Annotated in this window: 15 protein-coding genes; 9 read left to right on the plus strand and 6 right to left on the minus strand. The window is 55.4% G+C overall.

All coding sequences use genetic code 11. The annotated features are described in order from the left end of the window. Nucleotides 1–38 precede the first annotated feature (38 nt). The gene (gene pth, locus ACLGE8_RS11355) at nucleotides 39–623 is read right to left on the minus strand and encodes an aminoacyl-tRNA hydrolase (protein WP_106926653.1); all 585 of its coding nucleotides are present in this window, start codon (nucleotides 621–623) and stop codon (nucleotides 39–41) included. A 279-nt stretch (nucleotides 624–902) separates the two neighbouring features. On the opposite strand from pth, the gene ychH reads away from it, so the two are divergent. Further along, nucleotides 903–1,187, plus strand: a complete 285-nt coding sequence (gene ychH, locus ACLGE8_RS11360; RefSeq protein WP_185669702.1) for a stress-induced protein YchH — start codon at nucleotides 903–905, stop codon at nucleotides 1,185–1,187. 89 nt (nucleotides 1,188–1,276) lie between these two features. Here ychH and lysC read toward each other — a convergent pair whose 3' ends face one another. Beyond that, nucleotides 1,277–2,638 (minus strand): lysine-sensitive aspartokinase 3, encoded by a 1,362-nt coding sequence (gene lysC, locus ACLGE8_RS11365; protein WP_410998549.1) that lies wholly within the window; start codon nucleotides 2,636–2,638, stop codon nucleotides 1,277–1,279. A gap of 615 nt (nucleotides 2,639–3,253) precedes the next feature. On the opposite strand from lysC, the gene ACLGE8_RS11370 reads away from it, so the two are divergent. After that, the gene (locus ACLGE8_RS11370) at nucleotides 3,254–4,639 is read left to right on the plus strand and encodes a diaminobutyrate--2-oxoglutarate transaminase (protein WP_410998551.1); all 1,386 of its coding nucleotides are present in this window, start codon (nucleotides 3,254–3,256) and stop codon (nucleotides 4,637–4,639) included. Nucleotides 4,640–4,654: 15 nt separating this feature from the next. Beyond that, nucleotides 4,655–6,118 (plus strand): pyridoxal phosphate-dependent decarboxylase family protein, encoded by a 1,464-nt coding sequence (locus ACLGE8_RS11375; protein WP_035891569.1) that lies wholly within the window; start codon nucleotides 4,655–4,657, stop codon nucleotides 6,116–6,118. Nucleotides 6,119–6,260: 142 nt separating this feature from the next. Here the strand turns inward: ACLGE8_RS11375 and dauA are convergent, their stop codons facing one another. The 4 genes from dauA to lolB form a co-directional block, all read right to left on the minus strand. Next, nucleotides 6,261–7,943, minus strand: coding sequence for a C4-dicarboxylic acid transporter DauA (dauA, locus tag ACLGE8_RS11380; protein WP_410998553.1), 1,683 nt, complete (start codon nucleotides 7,941–7,943; stop codon nucleotides 6,261–6,263). Nucleotides 7,944–8,067: 124 nt separating this feature from the next. Beyond that, nucleotides 8,068–9,015, minus strand: coding sequence for a ribose-phosphate diphosphokinase (gene prs, locus ACLGE8_RS11385; RefSeq protein WP_003856663.1), 948 nt, complete (start codon nucleotides 9,013–9,015; stop codon nucleotides 8,068–8,070). 206 nt (nucleotides 9,016–9,221) lie between these two features. Further along, nucleotides 9,222–10,070, minus strand: a complete 849-nt coding sequence (gene ispE / locus ACLGE8_RS11390; protein ID WP_410998569.1) for a 4-(cytidine 5'-diphospho)-2-C-methyl-D-erythritol kinase — start codon at nucleotides 10,068–10,070, stop codon at nucleotides 9,222–9,224. After that, nucleotides 10,070–10,693 carry a lipoprotein insertase outer membrane protein LolB gene (gene lolB, locus ACLGE8_RS11395; protein ID WP_410998571.1) on the minus strand — a complete coding sequence of 208 codons (624 nt, stop codon included), beginning with the start codon at nucleotides 10,691–10,693 and terminating at the stop codon, nucleotides 10,070–10,072. The genes ispE and lolB overlap by 1 nt, the downstream gene beginning before the upstream one ends. Before the next feature lie 197 nt (nucleotides 10,694–10,890). On the opposite strand from lolB, the gene hemA reads away from it, so the two are divergent. The 6 genes from hemA to kdsA are packed head-to-tail and all read left to right on the plus strand — an operon-like array spanning nucleotide 10,891 to nucleotide 16,225. After that, nucleotides 10,891–12,147, plus strand: a complete 1,257-nt coding sequence (gene hemA / locus ACLGE8_RS11400) for a glutamyl-tRNA reductase (RefSeq protein ID WP_123652483.1) — start codon at nucleotides 10,891–10,893, stop codon at nucleotides 12,145–12,147. A 35-nt stretch (nucleotides 12,148–12,182) separates the two neighbouring features. Continuing rightward, nucleotides 12,183–13,265, plus strand: a complete 1,083-nt coding sequence (prfA, locus tag ACLGE8_RS11405; protein WP_410998556.1) for a peptide chain release factor 1 — start codon at nucleotides 12,183–12,185, stop codon at nucleotides 13,263–13,265. Continuing rightward, complete coding sequence (gene prmC, locus ACLGE8_RS11410; protein WP_410998573.1) at nucleotides 13,265–14,116, plus strand: peptide chain release factor N(5)-glutamine methyltransferase; 852 nt, start codon at nucleotides 13,265–13,267, stop codon at nucleotides 14,114–14,116. The genes prfA and prmC overlap by 1 nt, the downstream gene beginning before the upstream one ends. Then, nucleotides 14,113–14,505, plus strand: coding sequence for an invasion regulator SirB2 (gene sirB2 / locus ACLGE8_RS11415; protein WP_333494843.1), 393 nt, complete (start codon nucleotides 14,113–14,115; stop codon nucleotides 14,503–14,505). The genes prmC and sirB2 overlap by 4 nt, the downstream gene beginning before the upstream one ends. 3 nt (nucleotides 14,506–14,508) lie before the next feature. After that, complete coding sequence (sirB1, locus tag ACLGE8_RS11420; RefSeq protein WP_410998558.1) at nucleotides 14,509–15,318, plus strand: invasion regulator SirB1; 810 nt, start codon at nucleotides 14,509–14,511, stop codon at nucleotides 15,316–15,318. Nucleotides 15,319–15,370: 52 nt separating this feature from the next. Continuing rightward, complete coding sequence (gene kdsA / locus ACLGE8_RS11425) at nucleotides 15,371–16,225, plus strand: 3-deoxy-8-phosphooctulonate synthase (protein WP_035891549.1); 855 nt, start codon at nucleotides 15,371–15,373, stop codon at nucleotides 16,223–16,225. Nucleotides 16,226–16,329 lie beyond the last annotated feature (104 nt).

Raw genomic sequence — 16,329 nt, forward strand, 5'->3', positions numbered from 1 at the left:
TGGCGGCAACCTGAATACTTTAGCGTACCGGTGAATACTTATTGCGCTTTAAAGGCGTGCAGGCGGTTAGTCGCTTTAGTCAGCCCGTCTTTCAGCCAGATCTCGGTACAGCGCGCCGCTTCGTCTACGGCATCGTCAATCAGCTTCTGTTCGGCTGCCTGCGGCTTACCTAATACAAAGCCAACAACTTTGCTTTTATCGCCCGGATGACCAATTCCGATGCGTAAGCGGTGAAAATTAGGGTTATTACCCAGTTTGCTGATGATGTCCTTCAGGCCATTGTGGCCACCGTGCCCGCCGCCAAGCTTGAACTTCGCCACGCCAGGCGGGAGATCTAGCTCGTCATGCGCCACCAGAATTTCATCTGGATTAATACGATAGAAGGTCGCCAGCGCCGCAACGGCTTTACCGCTGAGGTTCATAAAGGTGGTCGGCACCAGCAGGCGAACATCTTCCCCGGCTAAATTAATGCGCGAGGTATAGCCAAAAAATTTACTCTCTTCACGCAGCGGTGCGCGAAAACGCTCTGCCAGCAAATCGACGTACCAGGCGCCTGCGTTATGACGCGTTCCCGCGTACTCTGCACCGGGGTTCGCCAGGCCGACAATCAGTTTAATCGTCACGTTGTTATTCCTGAGTGGGCAATCTTTCCGGCCGCTAGTTTACGTCGAGAGGGCGCGCTTGACAAAAATAAGCGCCCTGAGCGGTAAAACTTGAATAATTCACCACCGGAATAATGCTGATTGAAAAGTATTTCAGTCACTTAAATGTAAAGATTTGTTGATGAGATGTTCTTATTTGTGATCGCTAGCGCACTTATCCCTGGTGGTGTTGTCTATACTTTACACACTAGGAATAGGGATATATCCCTAAACCCAAAGCCAATCTACGGAGGTGACACTATGAAACGCAAAAACGCTTCGTTACTCGGTAATGTGCTCATGGGGTTAGGTCTGGTCGTCATGATCGGCGGCGTTGGTTATTCTATTTTAAACCAGATGCCGCAGCTTAACCTACCTCAGTTTTTTGCGCATGGTGCGGTGTTAAGCATCTTTGTCGGCGCACTTCTCTGGCTGGTTGGCGCACGTGTCGGTGGGCACGAGCAGGTGAGCGATAGATATTGGTGGGTACGCCACTACGACAAACGCTGTCGCCGCAACGATAATACCTCTCACCGTCACAGCTAAATATGACAATGGCTCCCGCGGGAGCCATACAGACAACTTCCAAAGTCCTGGCCGAAAGCCGGGACTTTGTGCTTTCAGGGTAGTCGAACTTATTCGAACAGTCGATGGTGCAACGCTTTGATCGCGCTGTCGGCTGCATCGCCTGGCAGCAGGAAGCAAAGGTTGTTATGAGACGCGCCGTGGCAAATCATCCGCACCGCATGCTCTTCCAGACGGGAGAAGACGTCGTTACACACGCCCAGCTCTTTGGTCAGTTGATTACCCACTAACGTTACCAGCGCCAGCCCGGTTTCTACTTCCACACGGCAGTGGGAGGAGAGGGCCGTAAACAGCGCGGTGGTCAGCGTATGATCTTCACCGGACGTCGCATTTGACGAGTCCAGCGCCAGCGCGATGGTCGATTCTGATGTCGTCACCAGATCCGTTGCCACGTTGTGCTGAGCCAGAAGCGTGAAAATCTGCGCTAAGAAGCGGTTCGATGGCTGAGCGTCCAGACGATGCAGGCGCAGCAGCGTCTGCTTGCGGCGTACCGCAACCGCACGATAGCGCGGCGGGTTATCCGTCGTGCAGCATACCAGCGTACCGCCAGCGCCCGTGTCTTTACTGGAGCCCACAAACACCGGAATGTTCTTACGCATCGCTGGCAGCAGCGTCGCCGGGTGCAGCACTTTCGCGCCGTAGCCTGCCATGTCGCTCGCTTCAGAGAACGAAATGCTGTCGATGCGTTTCGCGTTTGGCGCGATACGAGGATCGGTGGTGTAGATACCGGCGACATCAGTCCAGATATCAACGCGGCCTGCGTGCAGCGCTTCGCCCAACAGGGAAGCCGTGTAGTCGCTGCCGCCACGACCCAGCGTGGTGGTGCGACCGTTAGCGTCACGGCCGATAAAACCCTGGGTAATCATTATTTCTTGTTCGATACGCGGGCGCAGATGCGTTTCTGCCAGCTCAGCCACGGCGCTAACCTGAGGTTCAGCACAGCCGTGAGTGGAGTCGGTGCGAATCACGCTGCGGGCGTCAAACCAACTGGTCTCAACGCCGCGTTCACGCATCACTTCTGTAAACAGCAGGCTGGACATCAATTCCCCGTGACTCACCAGCTCGTCGCTCAATGCATCAGACGGTGAAACCATCGCCGTTTGCGCCAGACGGCTAATATTATCGAGGAGATTATCGATTTCCTTGCTGATCACAGAAGGCTGCTTCAGACGGGAGATAATGTTGTATTGAATGGTCCGGAGGGTCTCAAGCTTGTCTAACTGCTGATGACTTTCCAGACCTTCAGAAAGCTCAACCAGTAAGTTGGTAACACCTGCGGAAGCAGACAGGACAACTAAACGAACATTTTGATCGGCAAGCACAATGCTGGCGCTGCGGTTCATCGCATCAAAGTCAGCAACGCTGGTGCCGCCAAACTTGGCAACGATGAATTGTGGGTAAATGCGGGTCATAACACTCTCATATCAGGGCGCCATAATATATGGCTAGAAAATTTTCATTCTCGGCATAAGGGAAGGTTCCTTCTCCTTACGAAATGTCCGCCCGCGAACATTTCTGGATGACAACCCAGGAGTAATCCTGTTGTCGATAACGTGTTCTGCCCGTCACACGTTACCGGGTGCTTCGCATTGCATTAGTCTATATTTACAGGGGTGCAAATAAGCGCGCCATAGTAAGTGATTTAATCCTGGGGATCGACTTTTTTATTTATATCGCAGTAAATAAATGAAAAATCCGGTTTTATTCGAAATCCTCAACCTTATTTATGGTAAAGACACGTAAAAAAATAATAAAACCTTAACAATTGGGTGGCTATGATTACATCACAGGATTTGTATTCCTCTGAAGCTTTTTAAAATAACTGGTAACAATTTAGCATCAAGATGTTGTTGGTTTTATGTTGTTACCTTTTGATTTTAAAGTGAAAAATGTCACCTGAAAACCGCGTAAAATAAATGATTGAGTCCTTAGCTAAAACAACATATATTAGCCGCGATTTTTTACAGGTAATCCTTATAACCATTTATTCAATCAGGCGTTAATCTACACCTGGTTGTAGGAGTGATATGATGACGGATAAAGTCCGTATTGATACTTTACGTGCTAATTCATTACCACAGAGCAATGATACCTTTTTAGCAAGACAAGCTGAGTTTGAATCTAACGTCAGAAGCTATCCACGTAAGCTGCCGCTGGCTATTGCCAAGGCACAGGGCGTTTGGATCACTGACGTTGAAAATAATCAATACCTTGACTGTCTGGCGGGTGCCGGCACCCTGGCGCTTGGTCATAATCATCCTGATGTACTTCAAAGCATTCAAAGTGTCATCACGAGTGGCTTACCGTTACATACGCTTGATCTCACGACCCCATTAAAAGATGAATTTTCATCTTATTTACTCTCCCTGTTACCGGGCGAGGGTAAAGAATATTGCCTGCAGTTCACCGGGCCATCCGGCGCGGATGCTGTAGAAGCGGCTATCAAACTGGCGAAAAAAGCGACCGGTCGTTCTGGCGTAATCAGCTTCTCCGGCGGTTACCACGGTATGACTCACGGCGCACTGTCCGTGACCGGTAACCTGTCACCGAAAGAAGCCGTCAGCAACATGATGCCGGAAGTGCAATTCATGCCATATCCGCACGAGTACCGTTGCCCGCTGGGTATCGGTGGCGAAGCGGGCGTGAAAGCGCTGACCTACTACTTCGAAAACCTGATCAACGACGTTGAAAGCGGCGTGCGTAAACCTGCGGCGGTGATCCTTGAAGCCGTTCAGGGCGAAGGCGGCGTGAACCCGGCTCCGGTCGAGTGGCTGCAGCGCATCCGTAAAGTGACTCAGGAACACGGCATCATGCTGATCCTCGACGAGGTTCAGGCTGGTTTCGCGCGTACCGGTAAACTGTTCGCCTTCGAACACGCCGGTATTGAGCCAGACATCATCGTCATGTCCAAAGCGGTTGGCGGCGGTCTGCCACTGGCGGTTCTGGGTATTAAAAAGCAGTTTGACGCATGGGCTCCAGGCCACCACACCGGTACCTTCCGCGGCAACCAGCTGGCGATGGCGACCGGCCTGACCACGCTGAAGATCCTCAAAGACGACAAGATTGCCGACAAAGTTGCCGCCCAGGGCGAGTGGCTGAAAGGCAGACTGGCTGAGCTGCAGAAACGTTACCCGGTTATCGGTCACGTTCGCGGTCTGGGTCTGATGATCGGTCTGGAAATCGTTAAGCCTAACGAAGCGCCGGATCACATGGGCTGCTTCCCGGCTGACGGCGAGCTATCAGCGCTGCTGCAGAAGAAGTGCTTCCAGGCGGGTCTGATCCTGGAACGCGGTGGTCGTAACGGTTGCGTACTGCGCCTGCTGCCATCCCTGCTGATCACTAACGATGAGCTGGAAATCTTCCTCGATAAATTTGAAAACGCCCTGAATGCTGCTGGCGTGAAGCCGGTTTAAACGGAGTAGGATCGAATGTCTGACGTAAACCCGATTCTGTCCGGCTCGGCGCAGAGTATTGCTGCCTATCAGGACGCTATCGAGCAGAGTACAAAAGCGGTCGTTGAATGGTTAAAACAGCCTGAGATGTATCAGGGCAAAACCGTTGAACAGCTGCGTGAACGTATCAACCTGAACTTTACGTCTCAAGGCCTGGGCAACCAGGCCGCCATTGAGCGTGCGGTTGAATACTTTCTGAAAGACAGTCTGTCCGTTCACCATGCACAGTGCGTGGCGCACCTGCACTGCCCAAGCCTGGTGATTAGCCAGGCGGCGGAAGTGCTGATTAACGCCACCAACCAGAGCATGGACTCCTGGGACCAGAGCCCGTCCGCAACCATTATTGAGATCAAACTGATCGAATGGCTGCGTGAGCAGGTTGGTTTCCCGGCAGGCGATGCAGGCGTGTTCACCAGCGGCGGCACCCAGAGCAATCTGATGGGCCTGATGCTGGCGCGTGATGCGTTCTATGCGCGTCAGGGCCACTCTGTACAGCAAGACGGTATTACCGGCGATCTGCGTAAGATGAAAGTGTTCTGTTCTGAGAACGCGCACTTCTCCGTGCAGAAAAACATGGCGCTGATGGGCCACGGCTATCAGTCCGTCACGCTGGTGAAAACCGATGCTTTCTCTCGCATGGACATCAATGACCTGAAAGAGAAGCTGGCGCAGGCGAAAGCTAACGGCGAACAGGTGATGGCGATTGTTGCCACGGCAGGTACTACCGACGCGGGCGCAATCGACCCGTTAACGGAAATTACCGCGTTGGCAGCCGCAGAGCAGATCTGGGTTCACGTCGATGCGGCGTGGGGCGGGGCGTTACTGCTGTCTGAGAAGTATCGTCATTTCCTTAATGGACTTGAGCAGGCTGACTCCGTCACCCTGGACTTCCATAAGCAGTTCTTCCAGACCATCAGCTGCGGGGCGTTCCTGCTGAAAGATGCGCGTCATTATGAACTGATGCGTTATCAGGCGGCGTACCTGAACTCTGATTTCGACGAAGAGCACGGCGTGCCGAACCTGGTGTCCAAGTCTCTGCAGACCACGCGTCGTTTCGATGCGCTGAAGCTGTGGATGGGCCTTGAAGCGCTGGGCAAAAAGCAGTATGCCGAAATCATTGATAACGGCGTAACGCTGGCGCAGCAGGTTGCTGAGTTTGTTGCTTCCGAGCCGCACCTGGAGCTGGTGATGCAGCCGCAGCTGGCGAGCGTGCTGTTCCGTTTCCGTCCGGAAAACAACGACAGCGCGTTTGTGGCTCTGCTGAACCAACGTATTGGTGACGTTCTGCTGGCTTCCGGTAGCGCGAACGTGGGTGTGACCGAAGCTGATGGCGTAACCTGCCTGAAGCTGACGCTGCTGAACCCAACGGTATGCCTGGAGGACGTTAAAGTCCTGCTGGCTAGCGTGAAAGACACCGCTGAGCAACTGCTGAAAGCGTAAGCGATCGCGTTGCGATAAAAATGGCTCCCTTGGGAGCCATTTTTTTTGCCTGTAATCTGTAACTGGTAGCTCGGCCACACGAAGCGCCGCCGGGGAGGCTACGGAGCTATTCCCGGCGGCGCTCCGCTTGGCCGGGCTACGGTTAGAGGATGTCTGCCAGCGCAGCATCTTTATTCGGGAAGAATGCCAGACGCCCAGGAATCGGCTGAATACCGGCGCGCGCCATGGTGCGCAGCGGCTGGAACTCCAGGTTGGAGACGCGAAGCTCGCAGCCTTCAGGCAGCTTGTTCACGAAACGCTGGAAAGCATCCAGGCCACCGGCGTCCAGCACCGGCACGGCATCCCACTTCAGCACCACGACACGTTTGCCTTCAATACGCGTTTCAAGATCGCTAAACAGACCTTCGGCGGCGGCAAAGAACAGCGGGCCAATCACGCGCAGCACCAGTACATCGTCCGGCACGGTCACGTTCACGGCGGAGAGGCGCGTCATGCGCGCAATACGGCGCATAAACAGCAGCGAGGCCAGCACGATCCCAACGCTGATGGCGATAACCATATCAAACAGCACGGTCAGCGACATACAGATCAGCATCACGATGATGTCGTCCTTCGGCGCTTTACGCAGCAGGTACACCACCTTGTGCGCTTCGCTCATGTTCCACGCCACCATCAGCAGCAGGGCGGCCATCGCCGATAGCGGCAGCCAGGAGAGCACCGGGGCCAGAATCAGCAGCGCCAGAATCACCAGAATGGCGTGGATCACCGCCGAAATCGGTGAAGTGGCGCCCGCACGAACGTTCGCCGCCGAGCGCGCGATCGCCGCGGTAGCGGTAATGCCGCCAAAGAACGGTGCGACGATATTGCCTAGACCCTGACCGACCAGCTCGCTGTTTGCTTTGTGTTTGGTGCCGGTCATGCCGTCGAGCACTACCGCGCAGAGCAGGGATTCAATCGCTCCCAGCATCGCCATGGAAAACGCCGCTGGCAGCAGAGCATGAATGGAGGCCCAGCTTAAGGTAAAGGTTGACCCAGGCATGTCCCACGGCAGCACAAACTGCGGCAGCAGTTGTGGGATACCGTTACCCTGAGAGCCGTCAGCCAGGATGTAGTGGAACTGGGAGCCAATGGTGGCAACGTGACCGCCGAGCAGGTTCACAATCAACATTACCACGCAGCCGGCAATCAGCGCGGGCAGGTGGCCCGGCAGACGCAGGCCGAGGCGCGGCCAGAGGATCAGCGTGCCGAGGGTAACAATGCCAATTGCCGCATCGCCAACGTTAATGGTTGGCAGCGCCATCACCAGCGCACCCACTTTCTGTAAATAGTGTTCCGGAACGTGCGTCATTTGCAGACCAAGGAAGTCTTTAATCTGCATGGTCCCGATGGTGATACCAATCCCCGAGGTGAAGCCGAGCGTTACCGACAGCGGAATATATTCGATCAGGCGGCCAAAGCGGGCCAGGCCAAAGAGGATCAGGAATATCCCGGACATCAGGGTCGCCACCAGCAGGCCAGCAAGGCCAAACTGCTGTGAAACGGGGTAGAGAATAACCACGAAGGCTGCCGTTGGCCCGGAAACGCTAAAGCGCGAGCCGCCGGTCAGGGCGATAACAATCCCCGCGACGGCGGAGGTATACAGGCCGTACTGCGGTGCCACGCCGCTGCCGATCGCCAGCGCCATCGCCAGCGGAATCGCGATAATCCCGACGGTGATACCGGCAATCAGGTCGCGCATAAATCGCGCGGAGGTATATTTCTCTTTCCAGCAGGCGTCAATCAGCGCGCGGAAAGGCATAACGTGAGGGGAGAGTAATTTATTCACAGTCGTGTTTCATCCATGAGCGCATCATCTACCATGTGAATGATAGCTGAAGTTGGCATAAATCATACAAATTAACTACACAGACAAAAAAACCCGCCGCAGCGGGTTTTTTAACCAAATCCGATTAGTGTTCGAACATGGCGGAGATGGATTCTTCGTTGCTGATACGACGAATCGCTTCGGCCAGCATCCCGGACAGAGTCAGGGTACGAACGTTTGGCAGCGCTTTGATCTCATCACTTAATGGGATGGTATCGCAGACGACTACTTCATCGATAACGGAGTTACGCAGATTGTTCACCGCATTGCCGGAGAAGATCGGGTGAGTAGCGTAAGCAAATACGCGTTTCGCACCACGTTCTTTCAGCGCTTCAGCTGCTTTGCAAAGCGTGCCACCGGTATCGATCATGTCATCAACCAGTACGCAGTCACGACCGGCAACGTCACCGATGATGTGCATAACCTGGGAAACGTTCGCACGCGGGCGACGTTTGTCGATGATAGCCATGTCGGTATCGTTGAGCAGTTTAGCAATAGCACGAGCGCGGACTACGCCACCGATGTCTGGAGAAACCACAATTGGGTTATCCAGGTTCAGCTGCAGCATATCTTCGAGCAGGATTGGGCTACCAAATACGTTATCAACCGGAACATCGAAGAAGCCCTGGATCTGTTCAGCGTGCAGGTCTACGGTCAGTACGCGGTCAACGCCAACGCTTGACAGGAAGTCAGCGACAACTTTAGCGGTGATAGGTACACGAGCAGAACGAACGCGACGGTCCTGGCGAGCATAACCGAAGTAAGGGATAACGGCGGTGATACGGCCTGCGGAAGCACGGCGCAGGGCATCTACCATAACGACTAATTCCATCAGGTTGTCGTTAGTTGGGGCACAAGTGGACTGGATGATGAAAATATCACCACCGCGTACGTTTTCGTTAATTTGTACGCTGACTTCGCCGTCGCTAAAGCGACCTACAGCGGCGTCGCCGAGAGAAGTGTACAGGCGGTTGGCAATACGTTGTGCTAGTTCCGGGGTGGCGTTACCAGCAAAAAGCTTCATATCAGGCACGAGAAGAACCTCAGGCATGCGTCCAGTGGTGGATGGAACGGGCCAAAAACTGTGCGGGCCAGGCGCGATTCCATCCAGGCGGTGTATTAAAGAGCGCGATGCAACGTCTGGAACAGGGTGACGTTGTCACCAGAGCTCAGTTTGCCCGGCAGGGTCACTCATCACCATTCTTCTTTCGTCAGCATGACTGACGGAAACCGAATGATTCAGAGCAGGGCTTGCTTCAATGGAGAGAGGTTTACACCTTTCGCCACAAAGCCTTGCAACCATTCCGGGGCTTGCTCAAGCACCTGGCGGGCAGCGAGTTCCGTGTCGAATTCAGCAAAGACACAGGCTCCTGTTCCAGTCAGGCGCGACGGCGCGTATTCTAACAGCCAGGAAAGCACATCATCAACCTCGCGAAAACGTTTTCTTGCGATAACCTCGCAATCATTGCCGAATTCACAATTTAATAACGTTTCTATTGACCTGACAGGGGTGTTTCGTGGCAGCTCCGGATCGCGGAAGATAACCGGGGTCGGAATGCTGACGCCCGGGTGGGCCACCAGATACCATTTTTCCGCAACTTCTACCGGCGTTAGCACCTCGCCAACCCCTTCGGCAAACGCCGCATGACCACGCACGAACACCGGCACATCGGCACCAAGCGTCAACCCAATGGCCGCCAGCTCATCTTCCGAGAGCCCGCATTGCCACAGATGGTTGAGCGCAACCAGTACGGTAGCGGCGTTAGATGAACCGCCACCCAGGCCGCCGCCCATCGGCAACCGCTTGTCAATGCTGATGTCCGCGCCGCTGCCTTCAGCCAGACGCTGGCTGTCAGCGGCGGTTTTCATCAGCAGACGCGCGGCGCGAATAATCAGGTTCTCTTCGTTTGGTACGCCGTCCACAGGGGTAAGTAACCGCAGTTGCCCATCCTGACGCGGCACAATGGTCAGCGTGTCGCCGTAGTCGAGAAACTGAAACAGCGTCTGCAGCGTGTGATAGCCGTCAGCGCGCTGCCCGGTGATGTATAAAAACAGGTTCAACTTTGCCGGAGAGGGCCAACGGGTCATCATTTAGCGATCCAGTTATCCATCTTCAGCTTGATGCGCTGGGAGCCTTCGGTCAGCTCCATGTTGGACGGCAGCGCCGGCTGGGTTTTGCTGTCGTAACCGCCGTACACCACTTTCCAGGTTTTGCCGTTCTGGGTGTAGTTGAGTTCGCTCAGACGATACTGGTCGTCAAGTTTATAGTCGGTGGCATCGCCCGGCAGGCCGAGGATCCACTGACGCAGGCTGTTCAGCGGAATTGGCATCCCGGTCAGCTTGCCAATCATCTTTTCGCCGTCGGCGGCGGTATAGTGCTGACCTTTGTTATCGGTCAACTGGGCTGAACCCGGTTTGCCAATCAGCTCAAGCTCGGTGCTGCCAAGCGGGTTGGTCAGCAATAGGCGATAGTTGTCCTGGCCGGTTTGCTGCCAGAAGAAACGGGCATAAACTTTTTGTTGGTCAGACAGATACGCAAACGCACCGCGGGTCTGATACTGGCTTAAATGCAGAACGTCCTGCTGGTGCTGCTTCCACTGTGGGGCGGTAGGGCTTTTGCCCGGACCGGTTGGCGCAGTAACCGTACAGGCGGTAAGAACCAGGGCTGCCAGCGGCAGCAGGCGAATCAGGCGGAAATCAGACATGACAATCCTTGAAGTGCGTTGCAGTGATAACGCTTAATGCTAGCGTCGCCTGCGGGCAGCGTCTACGCTCAAGTTGTCTTAAATCATAAAATTAACCCAGCCTGCCTATTACTCCAAAAGGGGGGCGTCCCTTTTATTGATCTCGCGCATCCTGTATGATGCGCTCAGACTAACCTTATCAACGCTGGTACTACTCCCGCACAATGACCCTTTTAGCTCTTGGCATTAATCACAAAACAGCCCCGGTAGCGCTGCGAGAACGTGTAACGTTTTCGCCAGATACGCTCGACCAGGCGCTGGAGAGCCTGCTGGCTCAGCCAATGGTGCAAGGAGGCGTGGTACTGTCGACCTGTAACCGCACCGAGCTCTACCTCAGCGTAGAGGAGCAGGATAATCAACATGAAGCGATTATCCGCTGGCTGTGCGATTACCACGGCCTGAATGAAGAAGAACTGCGCCAGAGTCTTTATTGGCACCAGGATAACGACGCCGTTAGCCATCTGATGCGCGTAGCCAGCGGGCTCGACTCGCTGGTGCTGGGCGAACCACAAATCTTAGGGCAGGTTAAAAAAGCGTTTGCCGACTCCAGCCGCGGGCATCTGCACGTCAGCGAGCTGGAACGCATGTTCCAGAAATCCTTCTCTGTTGCCAAGCGCGTGCGCACGGAAACGGATATCGGCGCCAGCGCGGTGTCGGTGGCGTTTGCGGCCTGTACCCTGGCGCGACAGATTTTCGAATCACTCTCTTCGGTGACCGTGCTGCTGGTCGGCGCCGGTGAAACCATCGAGCTGGTGGCGCGCCATCTGCGCGAACATCATGTGAAAAAAATGGTGATTGCCAACCGTACCCGCGAACGCGCACAGGTGTTGGCCGATGAGGTCGGGGCCGAAGTGATCGCGCTGAGCGACGTGGATGAAAGGCTGAAAGAGGCCGACATCATTATCAGTTCTACCGCCAGCCCGCTGCCGATTATCGGTAAAGGGATGGTGGAGCGTGCGCTGAAAGCGCGTCGCAACCAGCCAATGCTGCTGGTGGATATTGCCGTACCGCGCGACGTCGAGCCGGAGGTGGGGAAACTCGCCAACGCCTATCTTTACAGCGTCGATGACCTGCAAAACATCATTCAGAATAACCTCGCGCAGCGCAAAGCCGCCGCGGTACAGGCTGAAACCATCGTAGAGCAGGAAACCAGTGAATTTATGGCCTGGCTACGCGCGCAAAGCGCCAGCGAAATCATCCGTGATTATCGCTCCCAGGCTGAAACAGCGCGTGAAGAACTCACCGCTAAAGCGATCGCCGCGCTCGAGCAGGGCGGCGACCCGCAGGTCATCATGCAGGATCTGGCGCGGAAATTAACCAACCGCCTGATCCACGCGCCAACCAAATCTCTTCAGCAGGCCGCCCGTGACGGGGATGATGAACGCCTGCATATTCTGCGCAACAGCCTCGGGCTGGAGTAGCACAACTCTATTTATAACAAGGTGCATTTACGCCAATGAAGCCTTCTATTGTTGCTAAACTGGAAGCTCTCTACGAGCGCCATGAAGAAGTTCAGGCGCTGCTCGGAGACGCAGCAACTATTGCCGATCAGGACCGTTTCCGCGCGCTGTCCCGCGAATACGCACAGCTGGGCGACGTGGCCCGCTGCTATACCGACTGGCGTCAGGTTCAGGACGATATTGAAACCGCCCAGCTGATGCTCGACGATCCGGAAATGCGCGAAATGGCGCAGGAAGAGCTACAGGAAGCCAAGGCTAAGGAAGAAGAACTGGAGCAACAGCTGCAGGTGCTTCTGCTGCCTCGCGACCCGGACGATGAACGCAACGCTTTCCTTGAAGTGCGTGCCGGTACCGGCGGTGACGAAGCGGCGCTGTTTGCCGGCGACCTGTTCCGTATGTACAGCCGCTACGCCGAATCACGACGCTGGCGCGTGGAGATCATGAGCGCCAACGAAGGCGAGCATGGCGGCTTTAAAGAAGTGATCGCCAAAATCAGCGGCGAAGGCGTTTATGGTCGACTGAAGTTTGAGTCCGGCGGCCACCGCGTACAGCGCGTGCCAGCCACCGAATCTCAGGGGCGTATCCACACCTCCGCCTGTACCGTGGCCGTGCTGCCAGAGGTACCGGAAGCCGAATTACCGGATATCAACCCGGCGGACCTGCGTATTGATACATTCCGCTCCTCGGGCGCGGGTGGTCAGCACGTTAACACCACCGACTCCGCTATCCGTATCACCCACTTGCCAACCGGTATCGTGGTGGAGTGTCAGGACGAACGTTCTCAGCATAAAAACAAAGCCAAAGCGATGTCGGTGCTGGGTTCGCGTATCCGCGCGGCAGAAATTGCCCGTCGTCAGCAGGCAGAAGCTTCCGAGCGCCGCAACCTGCTGGGCAGCGGCGACCGCAGCGACCGTAACCGTACCTATAACTTCCCGCAGGGTCGCGTGACTGATCACCGCATCAACCTGACGCTCTACCGTCTGGATGAAACCATGGAAGGCAAGCTGGATATGCTGATCGAGCCAATCGTTCAGGAATACCAGGCCGACCAACTGGCGGCGCTCTCCGAGCAGGAATGATGACCTATAGACAATGGCTGCAGCAGGCCGTAACGGCGCTTCAGGGTGGTGAAAGCCCTCGCCGTGACGCGGAAATCCTGCTGGGGCATGTGACCGGAAAAGCGCGCACCTATATCCTGGCGTTTGACGAAACCGAACTGGACGCCGCTCAGGCGGAGATGCTGGCGCAACTGCTGGCGCGTCGCGCGAACGGCGAGCCGGTGGCCCATCTGGTGGGAACGCGCGAATTTTGGTCGCTGCCGCTATTTGTCTCTCCCGCTACGCTTATTCCGCGCCCGGACACTGAATGTCTGGTCGAACAGGCGCTGGCGCGTCTGCCTTCCACAGCGTGTCGTATTCTGGATCTCGGCACCGGTACCGGCGCGGTAGCGCTGGCGCTGGCGAGCGAACGCCCGGACTGCCAGCTCATCGCCGTGGATTATATCGCCGACGCCGTCGCGCTTGCCCAACGTAATGCCGAGCATCTGGGTATCACCAACATCACCATCCTGCAAAGCGACTGGTTTAGCGCGCTGGACGAGCAGCGTTTTGCCATGATTGTCAGCAATCCACCGTATATCGATGAGCAGGATGAGCATCTGGCGCAGGGTGACGTGCGCTTTGAGCCGAAAACCGCGCTGGTGGCCGGTGACCATGGTCTGGCCGATCTGGCGCATATCATCACCCAGGGGCGAGAGTGGCTGGAACCCGGTGGCTTTATGCTGCTGGAACACGGCTGGAAGCAGGGTGCCGCCGTGCGCGCATTGTTCGAAAATGCAGGATACCTTCAGGCGCAAACCTGTCGCGACTACGGCGATAACGACCGTCTGACGCTGGCGCAATGGCCTGGAAACATGGAGACGCATGCATGAGCCTGTTTTTGTGGGTACTCTATTTACATATCGCCTCGGCTATCGTCTCGGTAAGTTTTTTCGCACTGCGTTTCTGGTGGAAACACCACCAGAGCGCGCTGTTTGATGCGCGTTGGGTGCGCATACTGCCACATACCGTTGACAGCGTTCTGCTGCTGAGCGGCGTGGCGCTGATGGTGATGACGCGCTATTTCCCGTTTACCGAAGAAGGGACGTGGCTGACTGAGAAGCTGTTTGGCGTTATCATTTACATAATTTTAGGGTTTGTCGCGCTGGGCCGTCGTCGTCCGCGCAGTCAGCAGAGCGGTTTTGTCGCCTTTCTGCTGGCGCTGGTGGTGTTGTGCATCATCGTTAAACTCGCCATCACTAAAGTTCCGCTGCTAGGGTAGGGTATGAAGTCACTGGCTGATTTTGAATTTAATAAAGCGCCGCTCTGCGACGGTATGATCCTGATTTCCGAATTCATTCGTGATGATTTCCCGTCGCAGGTGGTGCGTGAGCAGCTCGAGTGCCTGGTGGCGCTCGCGCGCGAAGAGATTAGCCCATCCTGGACGCTGACGCGGCAGATGGAGCGCCTGATCGAGCTCTTCTATCATGAGTGGAATTTCAGCGATTCCTCCGGCAAGTACCGTCTGTCCGACGCGCTGTGGCTGGATCAGGTGCTGAAAAATCGTCGCGGCAGCGCGGTGGCGCTGGGCGCTATCATGTTGTGGATTGCCGACAGCCTCGATATTCCCGTCGTGCCCGTCATCTTCCCGACCCAGCTGTTGCTGCGTGCCGACGTTGACGATGCTGAGATGTGGCTGATTAACCCGTTTAACGGCGACACGCTGGATGAGCACACGCTGGAAGTGTGGCTGAAGGGCAACATCGGTCCAATGGCTGAGCTGTTCAATGAAGACCTTGATGAGGCGGATAACGCTGAAGTGATCCGCAAACTGCTCGATACGCTGAAGTCGGCGCTGATGGAAGAGCGGCAGATGGAACTTGCGCTGGGCGCCAGCCAGACGCTGCTGCAGTTTAATCCGGAAGATCCGTACGAAATTCGCGATCGCGGGCTTATCTATGCGCAGCTTGAATGTGAGCATATCGCGCTGAACGATTTGAATTATTTCGTTGAGCAATGCCCGGAAGACCCGATCAGCGAAATGATCCGCGCGCAGATTAATAACATCTCGCATAAACAAATTACGCTTCACTAATTAGCGGCAAACGCGGTTATAATCGCGGAAAATTCCCTAACAAGGCGATCTTATGAAAGAAAAAGTGGTTAGCATTGGTGATATCAAGGTAGCAAACGACCTGCCGTTTGTTCTCTTCGGCGGCATGAACGTGCTGGAGTCTCGCGACCTGGCGATGCGTATCTGCGAACACTACGTCACCGTGACCCAGAAGCTGGGCATCCCTTACGTATTTAAAGCCTCATTTGATAAAGCCAACCGTTCATCCATTCACTCTTACCGTGGTCCAGGCCTGGAAGAGGGGATGAAGATTTTCCAGGAGCTGAAGCAGACCTTCGGCGTGAAAATCATCACTGACGTTCATGAAGCAAGCCAGGCGCAGCCGGTTGCCGACGTGGTTGACGTGATCCAGCTGCCTGCGTTCCTCGCTCGCCAGACCGATCTGGTGGAAGCGATGGCGAAAACCGGCGCGGTGATCAACGTGAAGAAACCACAGTTCGTGAGCCCAGGCCAGATGGGTAACATCGTCGACAAGTTTATTGAAGGCGGTAACGACAAGGTTATCCTGTGCGACCGTGGTTCTAACTTCGGTTATGACAACCTGGTAGTGGATATGCTGGGCTTTGGCGTGATGAAAAAAGCGTCCAACAACTCCCCGGTTATCTTCGACGTGACCCACTCCCTGCAGTGCCGCGACCCGTTTGGCGCAGCAAGCGGCGGCCGTCGTGCTCAGGTTACCGAGCTGGCGCGTGCCGGTATGGCGGTAGGTATCGCAGGTCTGTTCATTGAAGCGCATCCGGACCCGGAAAACGCACGCTGCGACGGCCCATCCGCGCTGCCGCTGGACAAGCTGGAACCATTCCTGAAGCAAATGAAAGCCATCGATGACCTGGTGAAAGGCTTCGACGAGCTGGATACCAGCAAATAAGTTTTGTTGATTGACTAGTCCTGATATAGGTTGACAGTTTTCTGTCGATAAAACGCCTGATGAACGTCATCGGGCGTTTTGTACTTCAGGGCCAGATGTGGCCG

The organism is Kluyvera sp. 142486 (assembly GCF_046569695.1).
Classification (GTDB): domain Bacteria; phylum Pseudomonadota; class Gammaproteobacteria; order Enterobacterales; family Enterobacteriaceae; genus Kluyvera.

What these genes read in the sequence shown, in the direction of transcription:
- ychH (WP_185669702.1), top strand. Translation starts at nt 903, where the DNA reads ATGAAACGCAAAAACGCTTCGTTACTCGGTAATGTGCTCATGGGGTTA.
- lysC (WP_410998549.1), bottom strand. Translation starts at nt 2,638, where the DNA reads ATGACCCGCATTTACCCACAATTCATCGTTGCCAAGTTTGGCGGCACC.
- ACLGE8_RS11370 (WP_410998551.1), top strand. Translation starts at nt 3,254, where the DNA reads ATGATGACGGATAAAGTCCGTATTGATACTTTACGTGCTAATTCATTA.
- ACLGE8_RS11375 (WP_035891569.1), top strand. Translation starts at nt 4,655, where the DNA reads ATGTCTGACGTAAACCCGATTCTGTCCGGCTCGGCGCAGAGTATTGCT.
- ispE (WP_410998569.1), bottom strand. Translation starts at nt 10,070, where the DNA reads ATGACCCGTTGGCCCTCTCCGGCAAAGTTGAACCTGTTTTTATACATC.
- hemA (WP_123652483.1), top strand. Translation starts at nt 10,891, where the DNA reads ATGACCCTTTTAGCTCTTGGCATTAATCACAAAACAGCCCCGGTAGCG.
- prfA (WP_410998556.1), top strand. Translation starts at nt 12,183, where the DNA reads ATGAAGCCTTCTATTGTTGCTAAACTGGAAGCTCTCTACGAGCGCCAT.
- prmC (WP_410998573.1), top strand. Translation starts at nt 13,265, where the DNA reads ATGACCTATAGACAATGGCTGCAGCAGGCCGTAACGGCGCTTCAGGGT.
- sirB2 (WP_333494843.1), top strand. Translation starts at nt 14,113, where the DNA reads ATGAGCCTGTTTTTGTGGGTACTCTATTTACATATCGCCTCGGCTATC.
- sirB1 (WP_410998558.1), top strand. Translation starts at nt 14,509, where the DNA reads ATGAAGTCACTGGCTGATTTTGAATTTAATAAAGCGCCGCTCTGCGAC.
- kdsA (WP_035891549.1), top strand. Translation starts at nt 15,371, where the DNA reads ATGAAAGAAAAAGTGGTTAGCATTGGTGATATCAAGGTAGCAAACGAC.